19 protein-coding genes are annotated in these 18,768 nt (G+C 62.7%); 12 read left to right on the top strand and 7 right to left on the bottom strand.

Annotation, left to right across the window (positions count from 1 at the left end; genetic code table 11):
- Positions 1 to 5: 5 nt before the first annotated feature.
- The 3 genes from HMPREF2807_RS09345 (at position 6) to HMPREF2807_RS09335 (ending at position 1,597) form a co-directional block, all read left to right on the top strand.
- Complete coding sequence (locus HMPREF2807_RS09345; RefSeq protein ID WP_185963766.1) at positions 6 to 512, top strand: DUF6912 family protein; 507 nt, start codon at positions 6 to 8, stop codon at positions 510 to 512.
- Between the two features lie 84 nt (positions 513 to 596).
- Positions 597 to 938, top strand: coding sequence for a hypothetical protein (locus tag HMPREF2807_RS09340; protein ID WP_070512189.1), 342 nt, complete (start codon positions 597 to 599; stop codon positions 936 to 938).
- Positions 939 to 991: 53 nt separating this feature from the next.
- Positions 992 to 1,597 carry a hypothetical protein gene (locus HMPREF2807_RS09335; RefSeq protein WP_070512186.1) on the top strand — a complete coding sequence of 202 codons (606 nt, stop codon included), beginning with the start codon at positions 992 to 994 and terminating at the stop codon, positions 1,595 to 1,597.
- A gap of 49 nt (positions 1,598 to 1,646) precedes the next feature.
- On the opposite strand, the gene rsgA is transcribed toward HMPREF2807_RS09335, so the two are convergent.
- A complete protein-coding gene (rsgA, locus tag HMPREF2807_RS09330) occupies positions 1,647 to 2,669 on the bottom strand; it encodes a ribosome small subunit-dependent GTPase A (protein ID WP_070512182.1) in 1,023 nt (340 codons plus the stop codon).
- A complete protein-coding gene (gene aroA / locus HMPREF2807_RS09325; protein WP_070512178.1) occupies positions 2,662 to 3,966 on the bottom strand; it encodes a 3-phosphoshikimate 1-carboxyvinyltransferase in 1,305 nt (434 codons plus the stop codon). The genes rsgA and aroA overlap by 8 nt, the downstream gene beginning before the upstream one ends.
- Between aroA and HMPREF2807_RS09320 the strand changes: the two genes are divergently transcribed.
- Positions 3,965 to 4,627, top strand: a complete 663-nt coding sequence (locus HMPREF2807_RS09320; RefSeq protein WP_046647459.1) for an SOS response-associated peptidase — start codon at positions 3,965 to 3,967, stop codon at positions 4,625 to 4,627. The genes aroA and HMPREF2807_RS09320 overlap by 2 nt on opposite strands.
- Positions 4,628 to 4,650: 23 nt before the next feature.
- Here HMPREF2807_RS09320 and ybaK read toward each other — a convergent pair whose 3' ends face one another.
- A complete protein-coding gene (ybaK, locus tag HMPREF2807_RS09315) occupies positions 4,651 to 5,154 on the bottom strand; it encodes a Cys-tRNA(Pro) deacylase (RefSeq protein ID WP_049156088.1) in 504 nt (167 codons plus the stop codon).
- Positions 5,155 to 5,191: 37 nt separating this feature from the next.
- On the opposite strand from ybaK, the gene HMPREF2807_RS09310 reads away from it, so the two are divergent.
- Both HMPREF2807_RS09310 and rsrA read left to right on the top strand, forming a co-directional pair.
- Positions 5,192 to 5,797, top strand: a complete 606-nt coding sequence (locus HMPREF2807_RS09310; RefSeq protein WP_049156090.1) for a sigma-70 family RNA polymerase sigma factor — start codon at positions 5,192 to 5,194, stop codon at positions 5,795 to 5,797.
- Positions 5,797 to 6,069, top strand: a complete 273-nt coding sequence (rsrA, locus tag HMPREF2807_RS13555) for a mycothiol system anti-sigma-R factor (protein ID WP_080975102.1) — start codon at positions 5,797 to 5,799, stop codon at positions 6,067 to 6,069. The genes HMPREF2807_RS09310 and rsrA overlap by 1 nt, the downstream gene beginning before the upstream one ends.
- A gap of 72 nt (positions 6,070 to 6,141) precedes the next feature.
- On the opposite strand, the gene HMPREF2807_RS14385 is transcribed toward rsrA, so the two are convergent.
- Together HMPREF2807_RS14385 and HMPREF2807_RS09305 are read right to left on the bottom strand one after the other, a co-directional pair.
- Positions 6,142 to 6,216, bottom strand: a complete 75-nt coding sequence (locus HMPREF2807_RS14385) for a 50S ribosomal protein bL37 (protein WP_012714902.1) — start codon at positions 6,214 to 6,216, stop codon at positions 6,142 to 6,144.
- 95 nt (positions 6,217 to 6,311) lie between these two features.
- The gene (locus HMPREF2807_RS09305; protein WP_042529827.1) at positions 6,312 to 6,569 is read right to left on the bottom strand and encodes a WhiB family transcriptional regulator; all 258 of its coding nucleotides are present in this window, start codon (positions 6,567 to 6,569) and stop codon (positions 6,312 to 6,314) included.
- Positions 6,570 to 7,131: 562 nt separating this feature from the next.
- On the opposite strand from HMPREF2807_RS09305, the gene HMPREF2807_RS09300 reads away from it, so the two are divergent.
- Positions 7,132 to 7,590: a hypothetical protein gene (locus HMPREF2807_RS09300; protein WP_046647461.1), complete on the top strand. Its 459-nt coding sequence runs from the start codon at positions 7,132 to 7,134 to the stop codon at positions 7,588 to 7,590.
- Here the strand turns inward: HMPREF2807_RS09300 and HMPREF2807_RS09295 are convergent.
- Both HMPREF2807_RS09295 and HMPREF2807_RS09290 read right to left on the bottom strand, forming a co-directional pair.
- Positions 7,587 to 8,873 carry an Rv3212 family protein gene (locus HMPREF2807_RS09295; protein ID WP_046647463.1) on the bottom strand — a complete coding sequence of 429 codons (1,287 nt, stop codon included), beginning with the start codon at positions 8,871 to 8,873 and terminating at the stop codon, positions 7,587 to 7,589. The two genes, HMPREF2807_RS09300 and HMPREF2807_RS09295, sit on opposite strands and share 4 nt — an antisense overlap.
- Complete coding sequence (locus HMPREF2807_RS09290; protein ID WP_046647464.1) at positions 8,870 to 10,249, bottom strand: DEAD/DEAH box helicase; 1,380 nt, start codon at positions 10,247 to 10,249, stop codon at positions 8,870 to 8,872. The genes HMPREF2807_RS09295 and HMPREF2807_RS09290 overlap by 4 nt, the downstream gene beginning before the upstream one ends.
- 103 nt (positions 10,250 to 10,352) lie before the next feature.
- On the opposite strand from HMPREF2807_RS09290, the gene HMPREF2807_RS09285 reads away from it, so the two are divergent.
- From HMPREF2807_RS09285 to HMPREF2807_RS09265, 5 genes are read left to right on the top strand one after another with little or no spacing between them, the layout of a single operon-like run.
- Complete coding sequence (locus HMPREF2807_RS09285; protein WP_046647465.1) at positions 10,353 to 10,574, top strand: DUF3107 domain-containing protein; 222 nt, start codon at positions 10,353 to 10,355, stop codon at positions 10,572 to 10,574.
- Between the two features lie 32 nt (positions 10,575 to 10,606).
- Positions 10,607 to 11,548 (top strand): DUF3152 domain-containing protein, encoded by a 942-nt coding sequence (locus HMPREF2807_RS09280; RefSeq protein WP_049156095.1) that lies wholly within the window; start codon positions 10,607 to 10,609, stop codon positions 11,546 to 11,548.
- Positions 11,549 to 11,578: 30 nt separating this feature from the next.
- Positions 11,579 to 12,352 carry a hypothetical protein gene (locus HMPREF2807_RS09275; protein ID WP_049156097.1) on the top strand — a complete coding sequence of 258 codons (774 nt, stop codon included), beginning with the start codon at positions 11,579 to 11,581 and terminating at the stop codon, positions 12,350 to 12,352.
- A 3-nt stretch (positions 12,353 to 12,355) separates the two neighbouring features.
- The gene (locus HMPREF2807_RS09270) at positions 12,356 to 15,532 is read left to right on the top strand and encodes an ATP-dependent DNA helicase (protein ID WP_083306712.1); all 3,177 of its coding nucleotides are present in this window, start codon (positions 12,356 to 12,358) and stop codon (positions 15,530 to 15,532) included.
- Complete coding sequence (locus tag HMPREF2807_RS09265) at positions 15,525 to 18,737, top strand: ATP-dependent helicase (RefSeq protein WP_070512170.1); 3,213 nt, start codon at positions 15,525 to 15,527, stop codon at positions 18,735 to 18,737. Before HMPREF2807_RS09270 ends, HMPREF2807_RS09265 begins: the two co-directional genes overlap by 8 nt.
- Positions 18,738 to 18,768: the final 31 nt, after the last annotated feature.

Raw genomic sequence — 18,768 nt, 5'->3', positions numbered from 1 at the left:
AGGATGTGCGCGTCTTCCTGCCAGCTACTTTTGCCATGCTGACAGAGCTGGAAGAAACCGGCCAGCTTGCTGCCCGCAGTGGTTGGGGATTTACAGTAACCCCGGCGCTGCGCGAGTTCTACACTGAGGGCGACGAAGAAGAGATCGAATACTCTGCCTTCCTCGAAGCTTCCATGGCCTCCCTGCGGCTCTTGGCCATCGGCGATGAGGAGAAGTTCCCGCACCGCCGAGTGGTGATCTCCGTCGATGTTGATGATTCAGTAGTGACCCCGAAGCCGGACATGGGTGAACCAGTCGTGGCGCTCAACCCGGCCACCATCACGAAGGACAACCTGCAAGCCATCCACGTGGACATCGAGGAATCCGAGGCTGCCACCGCCAAGGCTATCGCCGCCATCGACAATGCTGACCTCGGCGACGAAGACGCCGAGCTTGCCGTCGGTGATGCCCTGGATAACTTCATGGCCTTCTATGATCCCACTGAGCTGCCCATCCTCGTAGAACTGCTCTAGGATCACCAGCGTTAACAGCCCTAACGCGAGTGGTGGTGCTACTCTAAGCCCTTATTGGCATTGCTTGAGAAAAGGAGCACCATCATGAAGGCAACTCGCCTTGCTAGCCTTATCACCGCTGCAGCCCTGAGCGTCACAACCCTCGTTTCAGCACCAATTGCCGGGGCAGAGGAAGCAGTAGCGCCGGCAGCGCAGACAAATCAGACCGCGCAGGGGAGCTCTGCTCAGGAAGCGGCTCCCAGCGAACCTGACCCCAACAATCCGGACCCCAACATGGCCGTGATGCCTAAGACTCCGTGGCTGCGCATCGTTGAGGGCTCCTCGCAAGGACCGATGGGGGTTATCGTCGCCATTCTCTTCGGAATTATCAGCATCGGCTTCGCTGTGTACAAGGAGTTCGGTGATTACCTGCCCAAGTTGGGCTAAATGCTGATAGTCTGCTGGAGTAAAACTCAGCTCGATCGAAAGGTCCCCTCAGCATGACTTCCTCTCGTCTTCGCCGCGTAGTTGCTACCTCCACCTTGTCCGTCGCACTTGTTGCTGGCGGAATCGCTGCCCCCACTGCGGGTGCGGTGACCACCTCCATCAAGAATGACAAGTGCACCATCACGTTGAGCGAGGACGAAGCCAGCGACCTCAAGAACGCGGAGTCCAAGGACAACGACGTCGACAGCAGCCTGCTGAAGGATGGCCTTAAGATTTCGCCCAAGGACGCGGAGAAGCGTGCTCGCGACGTAGAGAACCAATCGGACGAGCTCTACCGTGCTCTGGCTGGCTATGAGGCAGAGGTCGAGCTCGGTGACGAGGACGCCGTCAAGCGCGCTAAGAACAACATCAAGGTAGCCGAGACTTTCCGCGACATCGCGCCGGAGTACGTCAAGGCTCTCGATGCGTGTGCCAAGAAGGAAGAGTTCAACAAGAAGGCACCGAGCGGTGATAACACCTCCTCCAACATCGACAAGGGTGGCGCCATCATCCTCGGTGTATCCGGCGCCCTGACGGTGTTCTTTATGGCTCTCCGCGCTGCCAGCCCCTTCCTGAAGACCGTCCTGCCGCCGCAGCTGGCGGCCATGCTTCCGGCCTAAGCCTTAGGGCTTAAGGCCTAAAGAGCCGACGCTTAGGCCCCAATGGGGCCTAAGCCCAATCGACGTTGGTGCGCAGGGAGGCCAAAAGGCCCCGCACTGCGTCGCGACGGCGCGCAGAAGCAGTGCCTTCCTCGATGTTTAAGTCCAGGCCGCACTCAGGGTCCGCGGGCGGCCCAGCATGCGTGCAGCCGCGCGGGCAGTCCTCGATGGCTTCGGCCAGATCATCGAAGACCTCGATGACGTTCTCCGCGTCAATGTGGGCTAAGCCAAAGGAGCGGATGCCGGGGGTATCAATGATCCACCCGCCATTCGGCGTGCTTCCTTCCGCCGGCAGGCGCAATGCCACCGACTGCGTCGAGGTGTGGCGGCCCTTGCCCACGGCGGAAACCTCGCCGGTCTCTCGGTTGGCGTCCGGGACAAGCCGGTTCACCAGGGTGGACTTTCCCACGCCCGAGTGGCCTATGAGGGCCGTGACATGTCCATCAATTGCGGCACAGACCTGCTCCAGCCCATCGTCGACGCCGGCCTCCACCACCGTGACATCCAAGTCCGCAAACTCTTGGGCAAACGGAGTGGGGTCGGTGAGGTCGGTCTTCGTTAGACATAGGACCGGCTGGATATTGCCGGCAAAGGCCGCGATGAGTGCACGTTCCACGAATCCGGAACGCGGCGGGGGATCCGCCACGGCGCTGACGATGAGCAGGCGGTCCGCATTCGCCACCACGATGCGCTCATAAGGATCCGTGTCATCCGCGGTGCGTCGGAGGACGGAGCGGCGTTCCTCGAGCTTCACGATGCGCGCGAGGGTGTCTTTCTTACCCGAGGTATCGCCCACGACGCCGACCCGATCACCGACTTCGACGGGTGTGCGGCCCATCTCGCGGGCACGCATGGCCGTGACGACCGGGCCATCGTTATCTAGAGCGACTCCCCAACGGCCGCGATCCTTGGTGATGACCATGCCAAACTTGGCATCCTTGTGCTTTGGGCGGTCCTTTGTGCGCGGGCGCGAGCCTTTGCCGGGCCGGATGCGGACATCGGATTCGTCATAGCTGCTTGCGCGCCTAGCCACGGATCATGGCCTCCCACATCCCGGCGAAGCCGGGCAGAGTCTTGGACGTGGTATCGATGTCCTCGACCTCGACCCCTTCGACTGCCAGGCCAATGATGGCACCGGCGGTGGCCATGCGGTGGTCGGCGTAGGAGTGCCACTGCCCTCCGTGGAGTGGGGCAGGGGTGATGCGGAGGCCGTCGTCAAGCTCGGTGACGTTGCCTCCCAAGCCGTTGATCTCGGTAGCGAGGGCCGCCAGACGGTCCGTCTCGTGACCGCGCAGGTGCGCGATGCCGGTCAACGTCGAAGGCGTGGAGGCCAGCGCGCACAGCGCAGCCACGGTCGGGGTGAGTTCACCGATATCGCCCATGTCGAGATCGATACCACGCAGACCTGCTAGACCCTCCTCTGGGCCGGTGACCTTCAGGTAGGGATCCTGGCGAGGTGCCTGCGGGACGTACTCAACCTGAGCTCCCATCTGTTCCAGGATGCCGCGGAAAGCATCACCTGGCTGGTCCGTTTCCTCCGGCCAGTTCGGGATGCTCACGCTTCCGCCACAGGTGGCAGCAGCGGCAAGGAAAGGAGTGGCGTTGGAGAGGTCCGGCTCGATATACCACTCGCGGCCTTCAATCTTTCCAGGGCGCACGACCCAATTATCTTCGCCCGCGACCACATGCACGCCGGCATCACGCAGCATGCCGATGGTCAACAGGATGTGGGGCTGGGAAGGTACGGTGCCGCCTTCGTGGCGCACGCTGAGCCCGTAGCGGTAGCGCGCACCGGCCAGGAGCAGGCCAGAGACGAACTGTGAGGAAGCGGAAGCGTCAATGGTGACCTCGGCGCCCTCTGGGACACCATGGGGCGTGATGGTCAGCGGCAGGCTATCGCCCTTGACGTCAACGCCCAGCTCACGCAGGGCCTTCGTCATGGTGGACATGGGGCGCTTGCGCGCATACGGGTCGCCATCGATGATGACGGGGCCATCCGCCAACGCGGCTACCGGTGGCAAGAAGCGCATAATCGTGCCGGCCAGGCCGCAATCGACGGTCGCCCCATGCAGCTGGCCCGGGGTCACACGCAGGTGCGGGCCCCAGTCGGAGATACCTACGCCCATGGCCATCAGAGCTTCTTTCATCAGGTCAGTATCGCGGGAGATCAGTGGGTTGTAGATGATAGAGGGGGAGTCAGCCAGCGCGGCGAGGATGAGGGCGCGGTTGGTCATCGACTTCGATCCGGGGACTTCTTGAGTCCAGGACAGCGGGCCGGTGGGTTGTGGAGCACTCCAGTAAGCAGACATGTAGTCCATAATAAAGGGCATGTGCGGAAGATTTGTTCTGTTCACCGAGTCCCTACTGGAGGAAGTCGGAGCGTGGGAGTCCATTACGGAAGTTCATGCGCCGGAAGGCCTGCCGCCAGCACGCTATAACATTGCTCCGACCCAGCCCATCGCCATCGTGCGGGTTGCGGAGGAGACCGCCCGTGTGGAGCCAGCGCGCTGGGGACTTATTCCGCATTGGAAGAAAGACCTCGACGGCCCGCCCCTGTTTAATGCCCGCGCGGAGACTGTGGCGCAGAAACCTTCCTTTCGCGATGCCTTCAAGGCGCAGCGCTGCGTCATCCCGCTGGATGGCTACTACGAGTGGAAAGCCGGGGAAGATAAGAAGGCCAAGAAACAGCCCTACTATGTGACCGGACCCGATGGCCTGTTGTGGGCGGCTGGTTTGTGGGCCACGGGGATGGAGAGGCTCTCAGCCACGATGGTGACCACGGATGCCACGGAGGAGATGGCGTGGCTGCATCACCGGCTACCCAAGTTTCTGACTACAGATGAGATCGCACCTTGGCTGGCGGGGGAGGCTCTGTTGGAGCCGAGCTCCGTGCGCGGCTTCCAGGCACACCCGGCGGACCCCGCGGTGGGTAACGTCCGCAACGACTACGCAGAGCTTATCGACGAACCACCGGCCGCCACCCTGTTCTAGTACGCGAGCTCTAGACGGCAGAACTAGTCGGCGAGCACGTCGGCGAAGGAGAGCTCCAGGACGCGGGGGAGATCCTCCGGGTTCATCTCGATGTCGAGGCCACGCTTGCCGCCGGAGAAAAAGATGGTGTCGAAGAGTAGCGCCGTCTCGTCAACAACGGTGGGCAGGACATGCTTGTGCCCTAACGGGGAGATGCCGCCGGGGATGTAGCCGGAGGACTTGGAGGCGTCGGCAGGCGCGGCCATTGTGGCCTTGGACGCACCGAAAGCGGCGGCGGCCTTCTTGAGGCTGAGCTGGTGGGTGACCGGAAGGACGCAGACGGCAAGTTGGCGCTTGGGGCCTTTGCCGGCGCTCAGATCAATGACGAGGGTTTTGAAGATGCGTTCAGGCGCAACATCGAGGGCCGCAGCGGCTGCCTCGCCGAAGTTTTCGCGACCGCCGTCGAAGGTGGAGACGCGGTGGTCAATACCTGCCTCTTCGAGGAGTTTGAGAGCGGGGGTAGCGGCACGCGGGGTCTTCTTAGACATATAAACCACCCTAGTCCGGAGCGCTAGGATGGTCGGTATGGCCACAGAAACGACGAGCGAGACGCTTCAGAAACAGCGGTTGTTTGAGGAGCAAGCCTTGCCCTTGCTGGACCAGCTCTACGGCGGAGCGATGCGTCTGACGCGGAACCCGCAAGACGCGGAGGATTTGATCCAAGAGACCTACCTCAAGGCCTTTAGCAACTTCGATTCCTTCAAACAGGGCACGAACTTGAAGGCGTGGCTGTACCGCATCATGACGAATACCTACATCAACTCCTACCGGAAGGCCAAGCGCCGCCCGGTGGAATCCTCCGCGGATGAGCTTAGTGACTTTCAGCTGTATACCACGTCCGGGCATGATTCCACGGGCCTGGAATCAGCGGAGGTCGAAGCACTCAAGCAGATGCCGGATTCGGAGATTTCCGAGGCCATGAATGACCTGCCGGAGGACTACCGCATGGTGGTGTACTACTCGGATGTGGTGGGTTTGGCTTATAAGGAAATCGCAGAAGTGATGGGCACCCCGTTGGGGACGGTCATGAGCCGCCTCCACCGCGGAAGAAAACTACTCCGCGCGGCGTTGAAGGACGTAGCACGAGAAAAAGGCATTGGTCGCAACCACCCAGAGATGGAGGAGAAGTAATGGAACGCGCAACAGGACGCAATTGCGGTGCGTGTAACTCTCCCGAGGTTGAAGCGCTCTTTCGGGAGCTGTTCGATGAATCAACGAGCTATGCGCGAGCACTGGAAATCCGCGAGCACCTCGCGCAGTGCGATGCCTGTCAGCAACGCGTAGAGAGTGAAGAAGTAGTCCGAGCACTTGTGCGCAAATGTTGCGGGGGACAGGCTGCACCGCAGTCACTGCGCCAGCGCATTTGCGTGGAGATTACGCGGACTGAAATCACCTGGGGCTAGGCCTCGGCGTATAAGCAAAGGGCTCGTTCCCGTCCTCGGAATGAGGAAGGAAACGAGCCCTGAATGCTGACGTTATGCGTTAGGACGCTTGCCGTGGTTAGCGGACTTCTTACGGCGATCCTTGCGCTTACGGCCACGCTTGCTCATCGCGTACTCCTTCTGTTAAGGGTAAATGAACTTATTTAACTGTAGCGGCAGGGTATGCCGGAGTGTTAATCGGGGGTGTGCCTTCTGAGGGGTCTTTAGGCGGAAACGCGAGCGCGGGCGCGGCTGCGGTTGCGGCGCTTGATGGCGCGGCGCTCCTCCTCGGAGAGACCGCCCCAGACACCAGCGTCCTGGCCGGATTCCAGGGCCCACTTGAGGCAGGAAGAGGCAACTGGGCAGCGGTTGCAGACCAGCTTGGCCTTAGCGATCTGGGTGAGAGCAGGGCCGGAGTTACCGACAGGGAAGAAGAGCTCCGGGTCTTCGTCGCGGCAAACAGCTTCGTGGCGCCAATCCATGATTGAAATCTCCTAACAAATTTTTGACAGCAGTGGGTGAAAGTAGGCGCACCTAGGACAGTTCACAGCTGTGAACTGTTCCGAGTGCTACGGGGTGAAGTGGACTGGTCTGCGGTCAGTGGGGCCCTGTCTCGAGTTGGGGCCAGCGTCGACGCCGCCGTGGTTCACTTTCTGTTAACTCGAAGTTTGCTCCGAGTTATGAACTGATTTAACAGCTCGTTGTTTTTGCTACCTGAGAATAATGACACGTTTACTCAAAGTCCGCTAGGGGTAAAGGGTAAAAAGTGTCCAAAGTCACTAAAGAAATGTCGTCGGTTTAGGATTTACTAATGGGTTGAAGGCTGTAAGAAGGCTGTCAATAATTCGTCTACCAGCGTTGATGTGGGTAAAACTGTGAGTGTGGTGACCTGGATCGCGTCAAATCCATATTCAGTCCTCTGCCCCCGAAAACCCTGTGTGAGGGAAGGCCTAGCTGAATGCCGAGGACTGTGTCTGCGGGGCGGGGGAGTCTGCGGTGTGGAGATGGCCTAAACCGAAGGGGTAAGAAGTAGACTAAGCGGCCGTGAACAAGAAGAAGAAACAGTCCTCGACTACGTCACCTCGTACCAGTGGGAATGGCGCGCCGGCTTCAGTCATCGCGGCTGCGGGAATCGCGGTGGTTCAGTCCATCGCCGTAATCATCTTTGGCATTTTCCTCATCGTCCGTGAGGTATCTGGTGCTGAAAACGACTCGATGGTTTCGGACTCAGGCGCGACAGGCTTCGTCGGCCTGGGCACGGCCATCTTCATTTTTATCGTCTTCGGCTTTGTCATCGTCGGCTCCTGGGCCTTCGTGAAAGGCAAACGCTGGGGGCGCGGGGCCATCGTGCTCGTGGAATTCATCCTGGGCGCCATCGCCTTCCAGATGTTTAGTGGGGGCTCGGCCCTGCTCGGTGCGCTAACCCTAGCGAGCGCCGGGTTGGTGCTGTACCTGCTCATGGTGCGACCCGAGGCAGCGCAATGGGCTGAAAGCCACTTCTAGGATGCCTTGAGCGCCACGGCCGTGTCCCCGCGCTGTTCAACGATGACCGTGCCAGACAAGGTCAGCGAAATCGGGCCTGAATAGCCATCACGGTCGACGGGGATGGTGCGCTCCGTCTTACCGGTCGACCAATCCACCACGTCGATCCCTTCTTCAGTGGGCACGAGAACGCGTTCGTCAACGGCTACGCCGGTGCCCAGCGCTTGCTCTAAAACGTGGTCAACCTTGAGCTGAGTTGGCGTAAAGAGGTAGAGGCGCTCGCCATCAAACCACGTCATGTGGTGGGGCAGATCGGCTACGGCAGGAGCAAAGGGGGAGGCGGAGTTGGTGATGGACGTCGAAGGTTCCACGTCCGTGGACGACAGCGCTTCACCCTCAAAGTTATAGGACACAATGCGAGGCGTATCGCCCGGCAAGAAGACTGCGGCCGCCTCCTGACCGTAGGCGACGAGGCGCGCGCCCGGATCCTCGATCTTGATGTCTTTGGAAATCTCCGGGGAGCGGGAATCCTCCGGTGTGGCGGTCTGGATACGCAACCACGTGGCATCCGGGGAATCCGGGCAGGATTCGGTCACTGCCATCGTCTCGGTACGGGTCAGCGCTGATGTGATGGCGCAGTCCTCGTGGGGCTGCATGTTGGGTTCCTGCTTGGCATCGACATCGCCGTACTCCACCGTGCGCACGAGGTCGGAGCGCCACAGCTCTACCCGCTCGGCGGAGACCGTTCCCACGCGGTCGTTCGAGACGATGGGGACCACCTCGTCGGAATTGCGGGCGCTGCGGGTATCGGAATACTGGCCGGAGGCAGCATCGATCGCCACCACATCACCGCAGCCGTTGCCCGAATCATAGGAAGCGACAATCTTGTTCCACGCCGTGCCGAGCGAACACAGGTCGGCATCGCGGCGCTCATAGGTCCACACCTCATCGCCGGCAGCATTCGTGGCGCTCAGGGTGTCGCCGTCATGGGTCACCAGCAGACCCTTCGACGACACAGCCCGGGCTTGGCCCGGGACTAAGGCGTTGGGCAGGCTGAAGGATTCGGTGAGGGAGTTCGGGACGGCGGTGAAAAGCGCTGGCTCGGCGTTGGCAGCAGCATCGACTGCCGGGGTGAGCTCAGCTTTGTGGATCGGTGCGGTGATGACCGCACCGCCGATGGCGATGGCGCATACCGCGCTGATCGCGCCCACGGCAATCCAGTCCGCCTTCGTGGAACGCAAAATGGGTGCCTTCTTCGCAGCGGCGTTGTCGACCGGGGATTCTTGGGCGTGCTCGGTGCTCATCGGCGTCCTCCTTGGCGGGGATTGCGTTTACGGGAACGAGTGCGGCGCGAAGCGCGGGCTGAGCGCGTGGATTCGCCACGCGGGGAGCTTCCACGCGGGGAGCCCGAGCGCCGGGGTCCACCCAACACCTTGGTGGGTGGGCCGACCGTATCGGCAACCCCTTCCGGAACATCAAGTGCTTCCATAAGCTCCGGAGAAGTGCTGAACCACTGCGGTGGCTCCGCCTGGCCCAAGTCGAGCTCATCGTTGATGACCTGCCACTTGCCCAGCTCGTCGTAACCGACGAGGGTCACCGCCGTGCCCGTATGGCCGGCGCGGCCGGTACGGCCGATGCGGTGAACAAACGTCATTGGATCGTCCGGAACCTGATAGTTGATGACGTGGGTGACATCATCGATGTCGATGCCGCGGGCAGCGACATCCGTGGCCACTAGAATCTCCACGGTGCCGTCGCGGAAGGCATCGAGCGAGCGCTCGCGTGCTTTTTGATCCATGTCGCCATGAACCGCGCCCACCGCGAACCCGCGCTGCGCCAGCTCCTCCGCGACGGCGGCCGCCGAGCGCTTCGTGCGCGTGAAAATGATGGTGCGCCCGCGGCCGTGGGCCTGCAGGACCTTTCCCAGTACCGCAATCTTGTCCATGCGGTGCGCTTGGAAGGTGACCTTGCGGGTGGAGGCATGGGTCTGCTGGGCGTCGGCAGATTCGGCACGGATATGCACCGGCTGGTCCAGGAATGTGCGAGCCAGCGTCACGATGGGGCCAGGCATAGTGGCGGAAAAGAGCATGGTCTGGTGCGGGTTGCCGTGCAGCAGGGAGAGAATCTTCTCGATGTCCGGAAGGAAGCCCAAGTCCAGCATCTCGTCGGCCTCATCCAATACAAGAACGCTGACCTGATCGAAGGATAAGTGCTTCTTCTGGCAGAGATCGAGGAGGCGGCCCGGGGTGCCCACGACGACGTCCGCGCCTGCGTTGATCTGTTTGATCTGCTCCTCATAGGGGCGGCCGCCGCACAAGGTGATGACGCTGAGCGGCAAATTCGCGGCAGCGACCTGCAAGTCCCCGCTGACCTGGATGGCTAGCTCGCGCGTTGGCGCAATGACCAGCGCGCGGGGGGTTCCGTCAAGCTCTGGGATGTCGGCGTCATCGAAGACGCGATCGAGAAGCGGTACACCGAAGCCGTAGGTCTTTCCCATGCCGGTGCGAGCTTGACCAATGAGGTCCTGGCCATTGAGCGCGATGGGGAGCGTGAGCTCCTGGATGGCGAAGGTGTGCGTAATCCCGTTGTCAGCGAGGGCATCGCAGATCTCTACGGCGACGCCGAGCTCGGCAAAGGTAGGGGATTCGCGGGATTCGCGGGAAGATTTCGGGGCAAGCACACCTTGATAGTAGAGGACGTGGCTATAGTGGGGCCATTAGAGCGCCGGGGGCGCAGGCCTCACGGCACCGATTAATGACAACGATCTAAGGGAGACACACCACATGGACATCAAGTTTGGTTTTGCCGATACCGCCCGCGAACTGGTTATTCATGCCGAAGGCGAGCGCGAAGAACTGACCCAGACCATTAACAATGCCTTGGCGGAGAACTCCACCCTCGAATTGAAGGACACCAAGGGCCGCTCCTACATTGTGCGCACCGAGCGAGTCGTCTACGTAGAAATCGGCACTGCACGCGCCCACACCGTCGGTTTCGCGGGCTAAGTACGCGCGCGCCGTCTCAGCGGGTAGCCTAAATGGCCATGGAGAATCCCGCGGATCTTGGACAGCACCCACAGCGCCTTTCAGCGGTGGAGCGTTTCGCTCGCGAGTATGGCTGGTGGCGCGTGGTGGCGATCCCCGTCATGGTCGTCATCACCGTGTGGGTGCTCGTTGACGTTTTCCGCTCCCCAGCTCAGGAGGCGGACGTGACGGCGGCAGGGGAGACGTCGACAAGCAGCGCTACCGCAACCCCGTCCCTGCCCAAGGGGCCCGATCCTGCCAACGCCAGTGCGGTCGCTGCTGCCAAGGATGGCTTGCCCGCCGGCGGTGCCTTCACGGAGCAAGGTGATGAAACCTACCGCGATGCCGGCCCTTCCACCATGCACGCGGGCAAGGGTGGAAAACAGACCATCCGTTTTTCCGTGGAGATCGAAAATGGCGTGGACACCTCCGCCTACGGTGGGGATGCTGCGGTGGTCGCTCTGGTCGACGCCACCCTGTCCGACCCCCGCGGGTGGACCGCCAACGGAGACTTCGAATTCATCCACGTCAAGGCCGATGACAACCCAGATACGCACATCCGTCTGACCTCGCTGGGGACCACCGCAAAGCTGTGCGGTGCACAGCTGGAATCGGAAACCTCGTGTCACACGACGATTACCGGTGAATCCGCGGTCAACCTCAACGAGTCTCGCTGGGTGCGGGGCGCTGCACCGTTTGAGGGGGATTTGGGCAACTACCGCCAGTACCTGATCAACCATGAGTTCGGCCACGCCATTGGTTACGCGGCCCACCAGCCCTGTGGTGGCGAGGGTAAGCTCGCGCCCGTCATGATGCAGCAGACGCTGAGCCTCAACAACGGGAAGCTCTTTGAGAAGGAACCAAACGAGGTGTATCCGGACGAGGACGTCACCTGCGAGCCGAACCCGTGGCCCTACCCGAATCCGGCTAATTCTGATCACGCCAAGCCCGAGTAAGCCGCTCGAAATTTAAGGACTATTTCCCCCATGCCACTGCCACCTGAGCCCGTTCTTGCCGCCTTCAACGCCGAGTTTCACCCGCGCCGAACGCAGGGAGAGCTCGTGGGGTCTGCCTGGGATAACGGGATTCGCGTCGGGGATATCGTCTTTGCCGAGGCGCGGCCGTGGACTGGTTGGTCCGCTAAGGTACGCGAGAAACTCAGCGTGCCGGGAGCGCGTATCGCCCGCCCGGTTCTGACCGCCGATGGGCGCTACACAGCCGCTGGGTGGAAGGCCACGCAATTCGTGGACGGTCAGTTGCGAGGGCGCATCGATGAAACCGTGCAGTTGGCGCTTCGCCTTGATGACGCCCTCGATGTGGCCCCGCTGCCCACCATGGACCGGCGCGAGGACGTGTTTGCGCGGGCGGAGCGGGCCGCGTGGGAGGAGAGCGGCGAGGCCTATTCTGATGCTGAGCTTGCGCACCTCCCGTTGGTCACCGCTCACATGGATCTTCTGGGAACCACCATTTTTTCCGGGGCCAATCCGCCGGCGTTGATTGATATCGTGCCTTCTGCCGCTCCGCGTCCGGCGGGCTGGACTGCAGCGATAGTCATGGTGGATGGTCTGATCGCGGGGGCGGTCGATGGTGATATTTGCACCCGCTTTGCGTCGGTGCCCGGAATACAGCAGCTCTTGCTGCGTGCGGTGGCGTATCGCCGTTACGTCAATATCCTGCACCCGCGCTCCAAGGCGACCGTGCGTTCGAACATAGAAAGGGTGGAAGAGGCCCTCGTGTCCGCGGCATCTGACAGACTGTAGGGCGTGAAGTACAGCAGCGAATCCCCCACACGTTCCGGCGTCACGCTTCCTCCCTCGCCGGATGTCCGCCTTGTTCCCCGGAACCGCCGGGCCACGTCGCGCACATGGGATGTACCGGTGCCCACGGAAGGCACGTGGCGGGTGCTCGGCGCGGCCGGGTCCGGAGTATCGAGCCTGCTGATCGACGTGGTCTTGGGCCAGCTCAACGCCGGGGCCGATGCCTCCGGCATCCTCGTCGTCGCCCCGTCCAAGGAATCCGGTTCGCTGCTGCGCAGGGAATTAGCAGAAAACCTCGATGATTATGCGGCGCAAGCATCGATGGTGCGCTCGGTGCACTCTTTGGCCTTTGCATTGCTGCGCCAGAGCAGCGAGGAAGAGCTGCGCCTGATTACCGGCGCAGAGCAGGATGCGGTCATCCGCGAGCTGCTCCAAGGCCATGCTGCGGATGGCAGGGGTGCGTGGCCGGAGGAGATGCGGCCGGCCCTGGAGTACGTGGGTTTTGCGCGCCAGTTGCGTGACTTGTTGTTGCGTGCCATCGAACGGGGGCTGGGCCCGACAGAGCTCGAGGAGCTCGGGGAGCGCCATGCTCGGCCCATGTGGACTGCTGCCGGCGAGTTCCTGCGCGAATATGAGCGGACTCAGGCGCTGGCGGGTTCGCATTCCTATTCCGCGGCAGAACTGGTCAGCCAGGTGCTTTTGCGCCCTGAGCTACTGCGCGAGCACCCGTGGCACACCATCGTGGTCGATGACGCCCAGTTGCTCGATCCGACCTCCGGCCAGCTGATCGCGGAGTTGGCGAAGACCGCCCGCCTCACCGTGATTGGTGGTGACCCCGACCAAGCGGTCTTTGCTTTCCGTGGTGCTAATTCGGAATTCCTCACCACGTGGGAGGCGGAGAACGAGCTGTGCTTAGACTCGACGCACCGCACTCCCTCCCCGGCCTGCGTGAGCGTCGTGGAGTCCCGCGGCACCTTGCGCGATGTCCTGGCCAACACGGTTCGCCGCCGGCACCTCGAGGACGGTGTGGACTGGCGTGATATCGCTGTCATCGTGCGCTCTACTGGGGATATCGGCCCCGCCCGGCGCACGCTGCTGTCTGCTGGCGTGCCGGTGCACATCAACCCCACGGACGTGGTGCTCGCTGAGCAGCGCTTGGTCAAGGCGGTGCTTCTGGCTCTGCGCGCCCTGGAGAATGAGCTTGAGCCCGTGGAGCTCGAGGACCTGATTACTGGTCCCGTCGGCGGCGCTGATCCGGTGACGCTGCGCCGACTTATTCGGGGCCTGCGCCGTTGGAAGCCTGAGCAGCGCGGTATGGACACGCTGCGAGAGCTGCTGGATGGTGAGTTGCCGGACTTCAACAACCTCCTGACAGAGCGCGAAGAAGCGATCCTGGCCCGTATTCGCGGGGTGCTATCCGCCGGGCGCGCGGCCCTGCACGTAGGCGCCGCAGTCGAGGAGGTTCTCTGGGAGGTGTGGCAGGCCACCGGTTTGGACACGCGCCTGCAGGCGGCAGCCCTGCGCGGCGGTGCTGCGGGTTCGCAGGCGGACCGAGACCTGGATGCCATGATGGCGCTGTTCGATGCCGCCGGTGACTATGCCGAGCGCCGCCCGGCGGCCTCCCTAGAGTCCTTCATCGTGCACATCACGGAGCAAGAATTGCCCACCGGCGTGCGAGATCGTCGCTCGGCGCTGCCTGATGCGGTAGAGATCCTCACCGCGCACGGCGCGGTGGGCCGTGAGTGGGACACCGTCATCGTGGCGGGCGTTCAGGAAGGAACGTGGCCCTCGGTAGGGGAGACGGGCTCTCTTTTCGGCCAGGAAGACCTCATCGATTTGCTGGATCGCGGCATCACACCCGGCACCCCAGTTAGCCACGTGTCGGGGCGCTTGGCGGAGGAGCGCCGGCTCTTCCACGTGGCCACCACGCGCCACCGATGCCGCCTGCTCGTCCTCGCGGTGGATTCGCCGGAGAGCGATGTGGCTGAGGAGCCGTCGCGCTTCATCGATGAGTTCCTGTCCGCTCGCGGTGTCGATGTTCCGGGAGCACAAGCGCGCCGGGAAGCGGGTAAGCGGCTGGCGCGCCAGGCCTGGCCACGCGAGCTGGGCCTCGAGGTTCCGGAACCGCATCCAGTGACGTTGCCCAGTGCGGCTAGTGGGGAGGAAGAGCTCGATCCCCTTGACGTCTCCGTGCTGTCGGTGCCCGCCTTCGTGGCGCAGCTGCGGCGTTGCGCTACCGATCCGGAGACGGGTGAGGCCGAGCGCTCCCAAGCGGTGCGGCAGGTGGCCCGTCTGGCGGAGGCTGGGGTTCCGGGGGCGCACCCGAATCAGTGGTGGGCCGCCCGCGGCGTGGCCTCGGAGCTGCCGCTGCATGGTTCCAGTACCGTGTCGCCGTCCCGGGTCGATGCCCTGCTCACGTGTCCGCTCAACGCGGTGCTCGGGCAGCTCGTGGAAGATGACTCAGCGGATATCAACCTCCTGCGGGGAAACTTGGCGCATGCTTTCCTAGAGGCGCTGGGCCGGGGAGCAGCCGCAGAACCCGCGAAGCAGCTCGTGGTTGATGCCTTCGCTGCGCTGCTCGATGGCCCCTCATGGCGCCGCGAGGCTGAGCGCGCGGACTTTGAGCGCCTCATCGACCGCACGCACGGCTGGGTGCTCTCGAGCTCGACGTCACTCGAACCCGTCGGCGTTGAGGTCCCCGTCACCGTGGACATCGGCCCCGATGTCACCATTCGTGGGTTCATCGACCGGCTGGCGAAGGCCGGTGAGGACTACGTTGTGGTGGATCTCAAGACCGGAACAACGGTTCCCTCTAAGGCCAGCGCCCAGGACAATACCCAGCTCATGACGTATCAACTGGCCCTGGCACACGGTGAACTCGTCACGGCACCAGCAGACTCTGACGGCGAGCCTCAGTCTGTATCCATCCGGACCGGTGCCGGCCTGCCGCGTGGCGGCGGCGTGCTGGTGTACCCGCGATCCAGCGCTGCCTCCGTGTCCACCCGGGAACAAGCCACCAAGCCCCCGGAGGAACTCGAGGAATTTGCGCAGGCGCTACCTGCACTTGTAGCCGAGCTGCGCGGACCGGGGCTGACCGCGCGTGAAAACGCCGATTGTGATCGGTGCCCGATCCGCCCTATTTGCCCTGTGATGAATGAAGGAGCTCTGGTGACCGATGCCTAAGAACCCTACCCAACACTTCAGTCCTGAGGAGCTGGCCAGCGCGCTGGGGAAGCCTTTTCCTCCCACCGCAGAGCAAGCCGCAGTTATCGATGGTCCACTCGGGCCGAAACTGGTCGTGGCCGGCGCGGGCGCTGGTAAGACGGAGACGATGGCCTCGCGCGTGGTGTCGCTCGTCGCAAACGGGTTGGTGCGGCCCGAGCAAGTCCTGGGCCTGACCTTTACCCGCAAGGCAGCCCAGCAGCTGGAGCAGCGCATCCGCCGCCAGTTGCTGACCCTGCGTTCCTCAGGAATCCTTGCTCCGGGCAGCCCAGCGGCAGAGGCAGTGGAGAATATCGCGCCTAACGTCTCCACCTATGACTCCTACGCGGGTGATCTGGTCCGCGAGTATGGCTTGCTCATGCCGGTGGAGCCGAATGCCCGCATTATCACTGAGGCGGAGCGCTATGCCATCGCCCACGAGGTCGTCAGCAACTACACGGGCTCGCTGAGCACCGATAATGCCGTGGCCACGGTCACCGCCACCTTGCTCAAACTGGCAGAGACCATGGACGGGGAGCTCAAGGATCCCCATGATCTGTATGAGCACGAGGACATCTTCCGCAAGACCGCTGAGGACCTAGAGAAGAGCAAGAGGACCAGCAGTGAGTACAGCCAAAAGCTGCAGGGATACCTGGATACCCAACGCCTGCGCCTGGAGTACCTGCCCTTGGTGGAAGCACTGAAGAAGGAACAGGCGGAGCGGGGCGTCATCACCTTCGGCGAGCAGATGTCCATCGCTGCCACCCTGGCCAAAAACTTCCCCCTCTTGGGCGAGCAACAAAGCGCGCGGTATCGCGTGGTCATGCTGGATGAGTACCAGGACACTTCCCACGCGCAGCGCATCCTGCTGCGTTCCCTCTTCGGTGGTAAGCGCGAGGGGCTCTCGGTTACCGCGGTCGGTGACCCCATGCAGTCCATCTATGGCTGGCGCGGGGCGACGGCGGAAAACCTCGAGGCCTTCGTCACGGACTTCCCGCAGGCTGACGGCACCCCGGCGCCCAAAGACCAGCTGACCACCTCCTGGCGCAACCCCTCGACGGTGCTGGGAATGGCCAATGACGTGGCCTCGAAGCTCTTCTCCGAAAGCCCGGGTGAGCGGCCGGTGAATGAGCTATCGCCGAAGCCCACCGCGCCGGCAGGCACGGTGGAGCTGGGCTATTTCGCCTCCGAAGATGAGGAACGAGACTTCATCGCAGAGCACCTGCGTCAGCTCTATGAGTCCACGCCGGAGGGTGAGGACTTCAGCGCCGCAGTACTCGTGCGCACCAATAAACAGTCGCCGTTGATCGCCGCGGCCCTGGACAAGGCCGGGGTCCCCAACGAAATCTTTGGTCTCGGCGGGCTGCTCTGGCAGCCGGAGATCCAAGACCTCGTAGCGGTGGCCACCTTGCTGGTGCGTCCGCAGGACACCGCGGCGGCGCTGCGCGTGCTGACCGGGCCGATGTGCGGCCTAGGTATCGCCGACATCCAGGCGCTGCATTCGCGTCAGCGCAACCTTGCCGGTGCTGCGGAGGGGCGCACACGCTGGGAGGGCGGTGATCCCCTGGAGCACCTGGCTACCCAAATCGAGGACATCACCGCAGAGGGGCCTGACCAGGTGCTGGGGCTTGCCGACGCCCTCGCAGACCTCGGCGAACGCGAGCGCTACAGTGCCGAAGGCCTAGAGCGCATGGAAGAGGTTTCCTCCAAGCTGCGCTACCTCCGCACCTATTCCCTGGGAAAGTCGCTCAACGACATTGTCGCCGATATTGAGTTGCTCTTTGGTCTGCGTACCGAGGTCTTAGCCTCCGGGAAGCCAGGCGGGGCAACACACCTCGACGCCTTCGCCGACGTCGTCGCTGGTTTCCACGGGGAGGGCCTAGCCGGGCTCCTGGACTATCTTGAGCTGGCTAAGGAGAAGGAAGACGGCCTTGAGTTGGGAGAGGTCCCGCTCGTGCGCAACCGCGTCCACATCATGACGGTGCACAAGGCTAAGGGCTTGGAATGGGAACACCTCTGCGTGGCACACGCGGATTCCACAAGCTATAAGGCGCAGGCGGAGACTTTCCTGACCAAGATCGAAAAAGCACCGGGTGATGAGGATGTCATCGATGTCCCCGAGGACGCGGTGACACGCTCCGACTTCGACAAGGCGTGTGAGGCTTTCAAGGAACAAAACCGCGAGTTCCAAGCAGAGGAAGCAGCCCGCCTGTTCTACGTGGCAATGACCCGCACCGAGTCCACCCTGACGGTGACTGGCTCCGGAACCAATAAGGCGAAGGGCAAGAGCAAGAAGGGCCCGTATTCCTACCTGCAACTGCTGGCGGATAAGCACCCAGAGCTCGTCGTCCACTGGGAGGTCCCCGAGAACCCCGTGGAAGACGAAGAGCGTTCTGTTACGGAGGCCTCCTTCCCTGCACTAACCCCGCAACCGGAAGCGCTCAAGGCCGCAGACGCGGTGCGCGCGGCAATGGAGAACCTGCCACCGCTGCGCGATGGCGAGGTCTTTGGACTCTGGGAGCAGGAGGCGAGCGCGCTCATCGAGGAACACAAAGCCCTCCAAGCCCCGGTGGTCGATGTGGAGCTGCCTGGCGAGTTGACAGCCTCCGACATGGTGGCGATGTCAGCGGATCCCACTCAGTTTGCCCGCCGCCAGCGCCGCCCCATTCCCTTCAAACCTAACTCCTATGCCAAGCGCGGCACCGCCTTCCACGCCTGGCTGGAGGATCGGTTTGGGGCGCCCGCCTTGCTGGGGGAGGACGAGCTGCCCGGCTCCCACGATGAGCCGGACCACGACCTGGAATCACTCAAAGAGTCTTTCCTAGATTCGGAGTGGGCGCAGCGCACACCTGCCTATGTGGAAGCGCCTTTTGAGATCACCATTGGGGACTCGGTCGTCCGCGGCCGCATGGACGCGGTCTTCCAACAACCGGATGGTTCCTGGCTCATCGTGGACTGGAAGACTGGCCGCCGCCCGCAGGGCGCTGCACTGAACTCGGCGCAGATTCAGCTCGCCGTGTATGCGGAGGCATGGCGGCGTATTCACGGCGTGGAGACCGTCCGCGCGGCGTTCTTCTATGTGCATGAGAACTACCTTTTGGAGCCGGATGACTTGCCCACTGGAGCACGGCTGGCTGAGCTTTTAAGCTCTGCAGTTTCCACGCCACCAGGGTTGAGTCTAAGGTAGTCTCACGAGGAAATCCGCATCATCTAGGGAG

It is taken from the genome of Corynebacterium sp. HMSC074A09, assembly GCF_001811545.1.
Classification (GTDB): Bacteria; Actinomycetota; Actinomycetes; order Mycobacteriales; family Mycobacteriaceae; genus Corynebacterium; species Corynebacterium hiratae.
The sequence above is the reverse complement of the archived record's forward strand: the minus strand, read 5'-3'. Positions and strand labels throughout refer to the sequence as shown.

What these genes read in the sequence shown, in the direction of transcription:
- HMPREF2807_RS09340 (WP_070512189.1), top strand. Translation starts at nt 597, where the DNA reads ATGAAGGCAACTCGCCTTGCTAGCCTTATCACCGCTGCAGCCCTGAGC.
- HMPREF2807_RS09335 (WP_070512186.1), top strand. Translation starts at nt 992, where the DNA reads ATGACTTCCTCTCGTCTTCGCCGCGTAGTTGCTACCTCCACCTTGTCC.
- HMPREF2807_RS09320 (WP_046647459.1), top strand. Translation starts at nt 3,965, where the DNA reads ATGTGCGGAAGATTTGTTCTGTTCACCGAGTCCCTACTGGAGGAAGTC.
- aroA (WP_070512178.1), bottom strand. Translation starts at nt 3,966, where the DNA reads ATGCCCTTTATTATGGACTACATGTCTGCTTACTGGAGTGCTCCACAA.
- ybaK (WP_049156088.1), bottom strand. Translation starts at nt 5,154, where the DNA reads ATGTCTAAGAAGACCCCGCGTGCCGCTACCCCCGCTCTCAAACTCCTC.
- HMPREF2807_RS09310 (WP_049156090.1), top strand. Translation starts at nt 5,192, where the DNA reads ATGGCCACAGAAACGACGAGCGAGACGCTTCAGAAACAGCGGTTGTTT.
- rsrA (WP_080975102.1), top strand. Translation starts at nt 5,797, where the DNA reads ATGGAACGCGCAACAGGACGCAATTGCGGTGCGTGTAACTCTCCCGAG.
- HMPREF2807_RS09305 (WP_042529827.1), bottom strand. Translation starts at nt 6,569, where the DNA reads ATGGATTGGCGCCACGAAGCTGTTTGCCGCGACGAAGACCCGGAGCTC.
- HMPREF2807_RS09295 (WP_046647463.1), bottom strand. Translation starts at nt 8,873, where the DNA reads ATGAGCACCGAGCACGCCCAAGAATCCCCGGTCGACAACGCCGCTGCG.
- HMPREF2807_RS09285 (WP_046647465.1), top strand. Translation starts at nt 10,353, where the DNA reads ATGGACATCAAGTTTGGTTTTGCCGATACCGCCCGCGAACTGGTTATT.
- HMPREF2807_RS09280 (WP_049156095.1), top strand. Translation starts at nt 10,607, where the DNA reads ATGGCCATGGAGAATCCCGCGGATCTTGGACAGCACCCACAGCGCCTT.
- HMPREF2807_RS09275 (WP_049156097.1), top strand. Translation starts at nt 11,579, where the DNA reads ATGCCACTGCCACCTGAGCCCGTTCTTGCCGCCTTCAACGCCGAGTTT.
- HMPREF2807_RS09265 (WP_070512170.1), top strand. Translation starts at nt 15,525, where the DNA reads ATGCCTAAGAACCCTACCCAACACTTCAGTCCTGAGGAGCTGGCCAGC.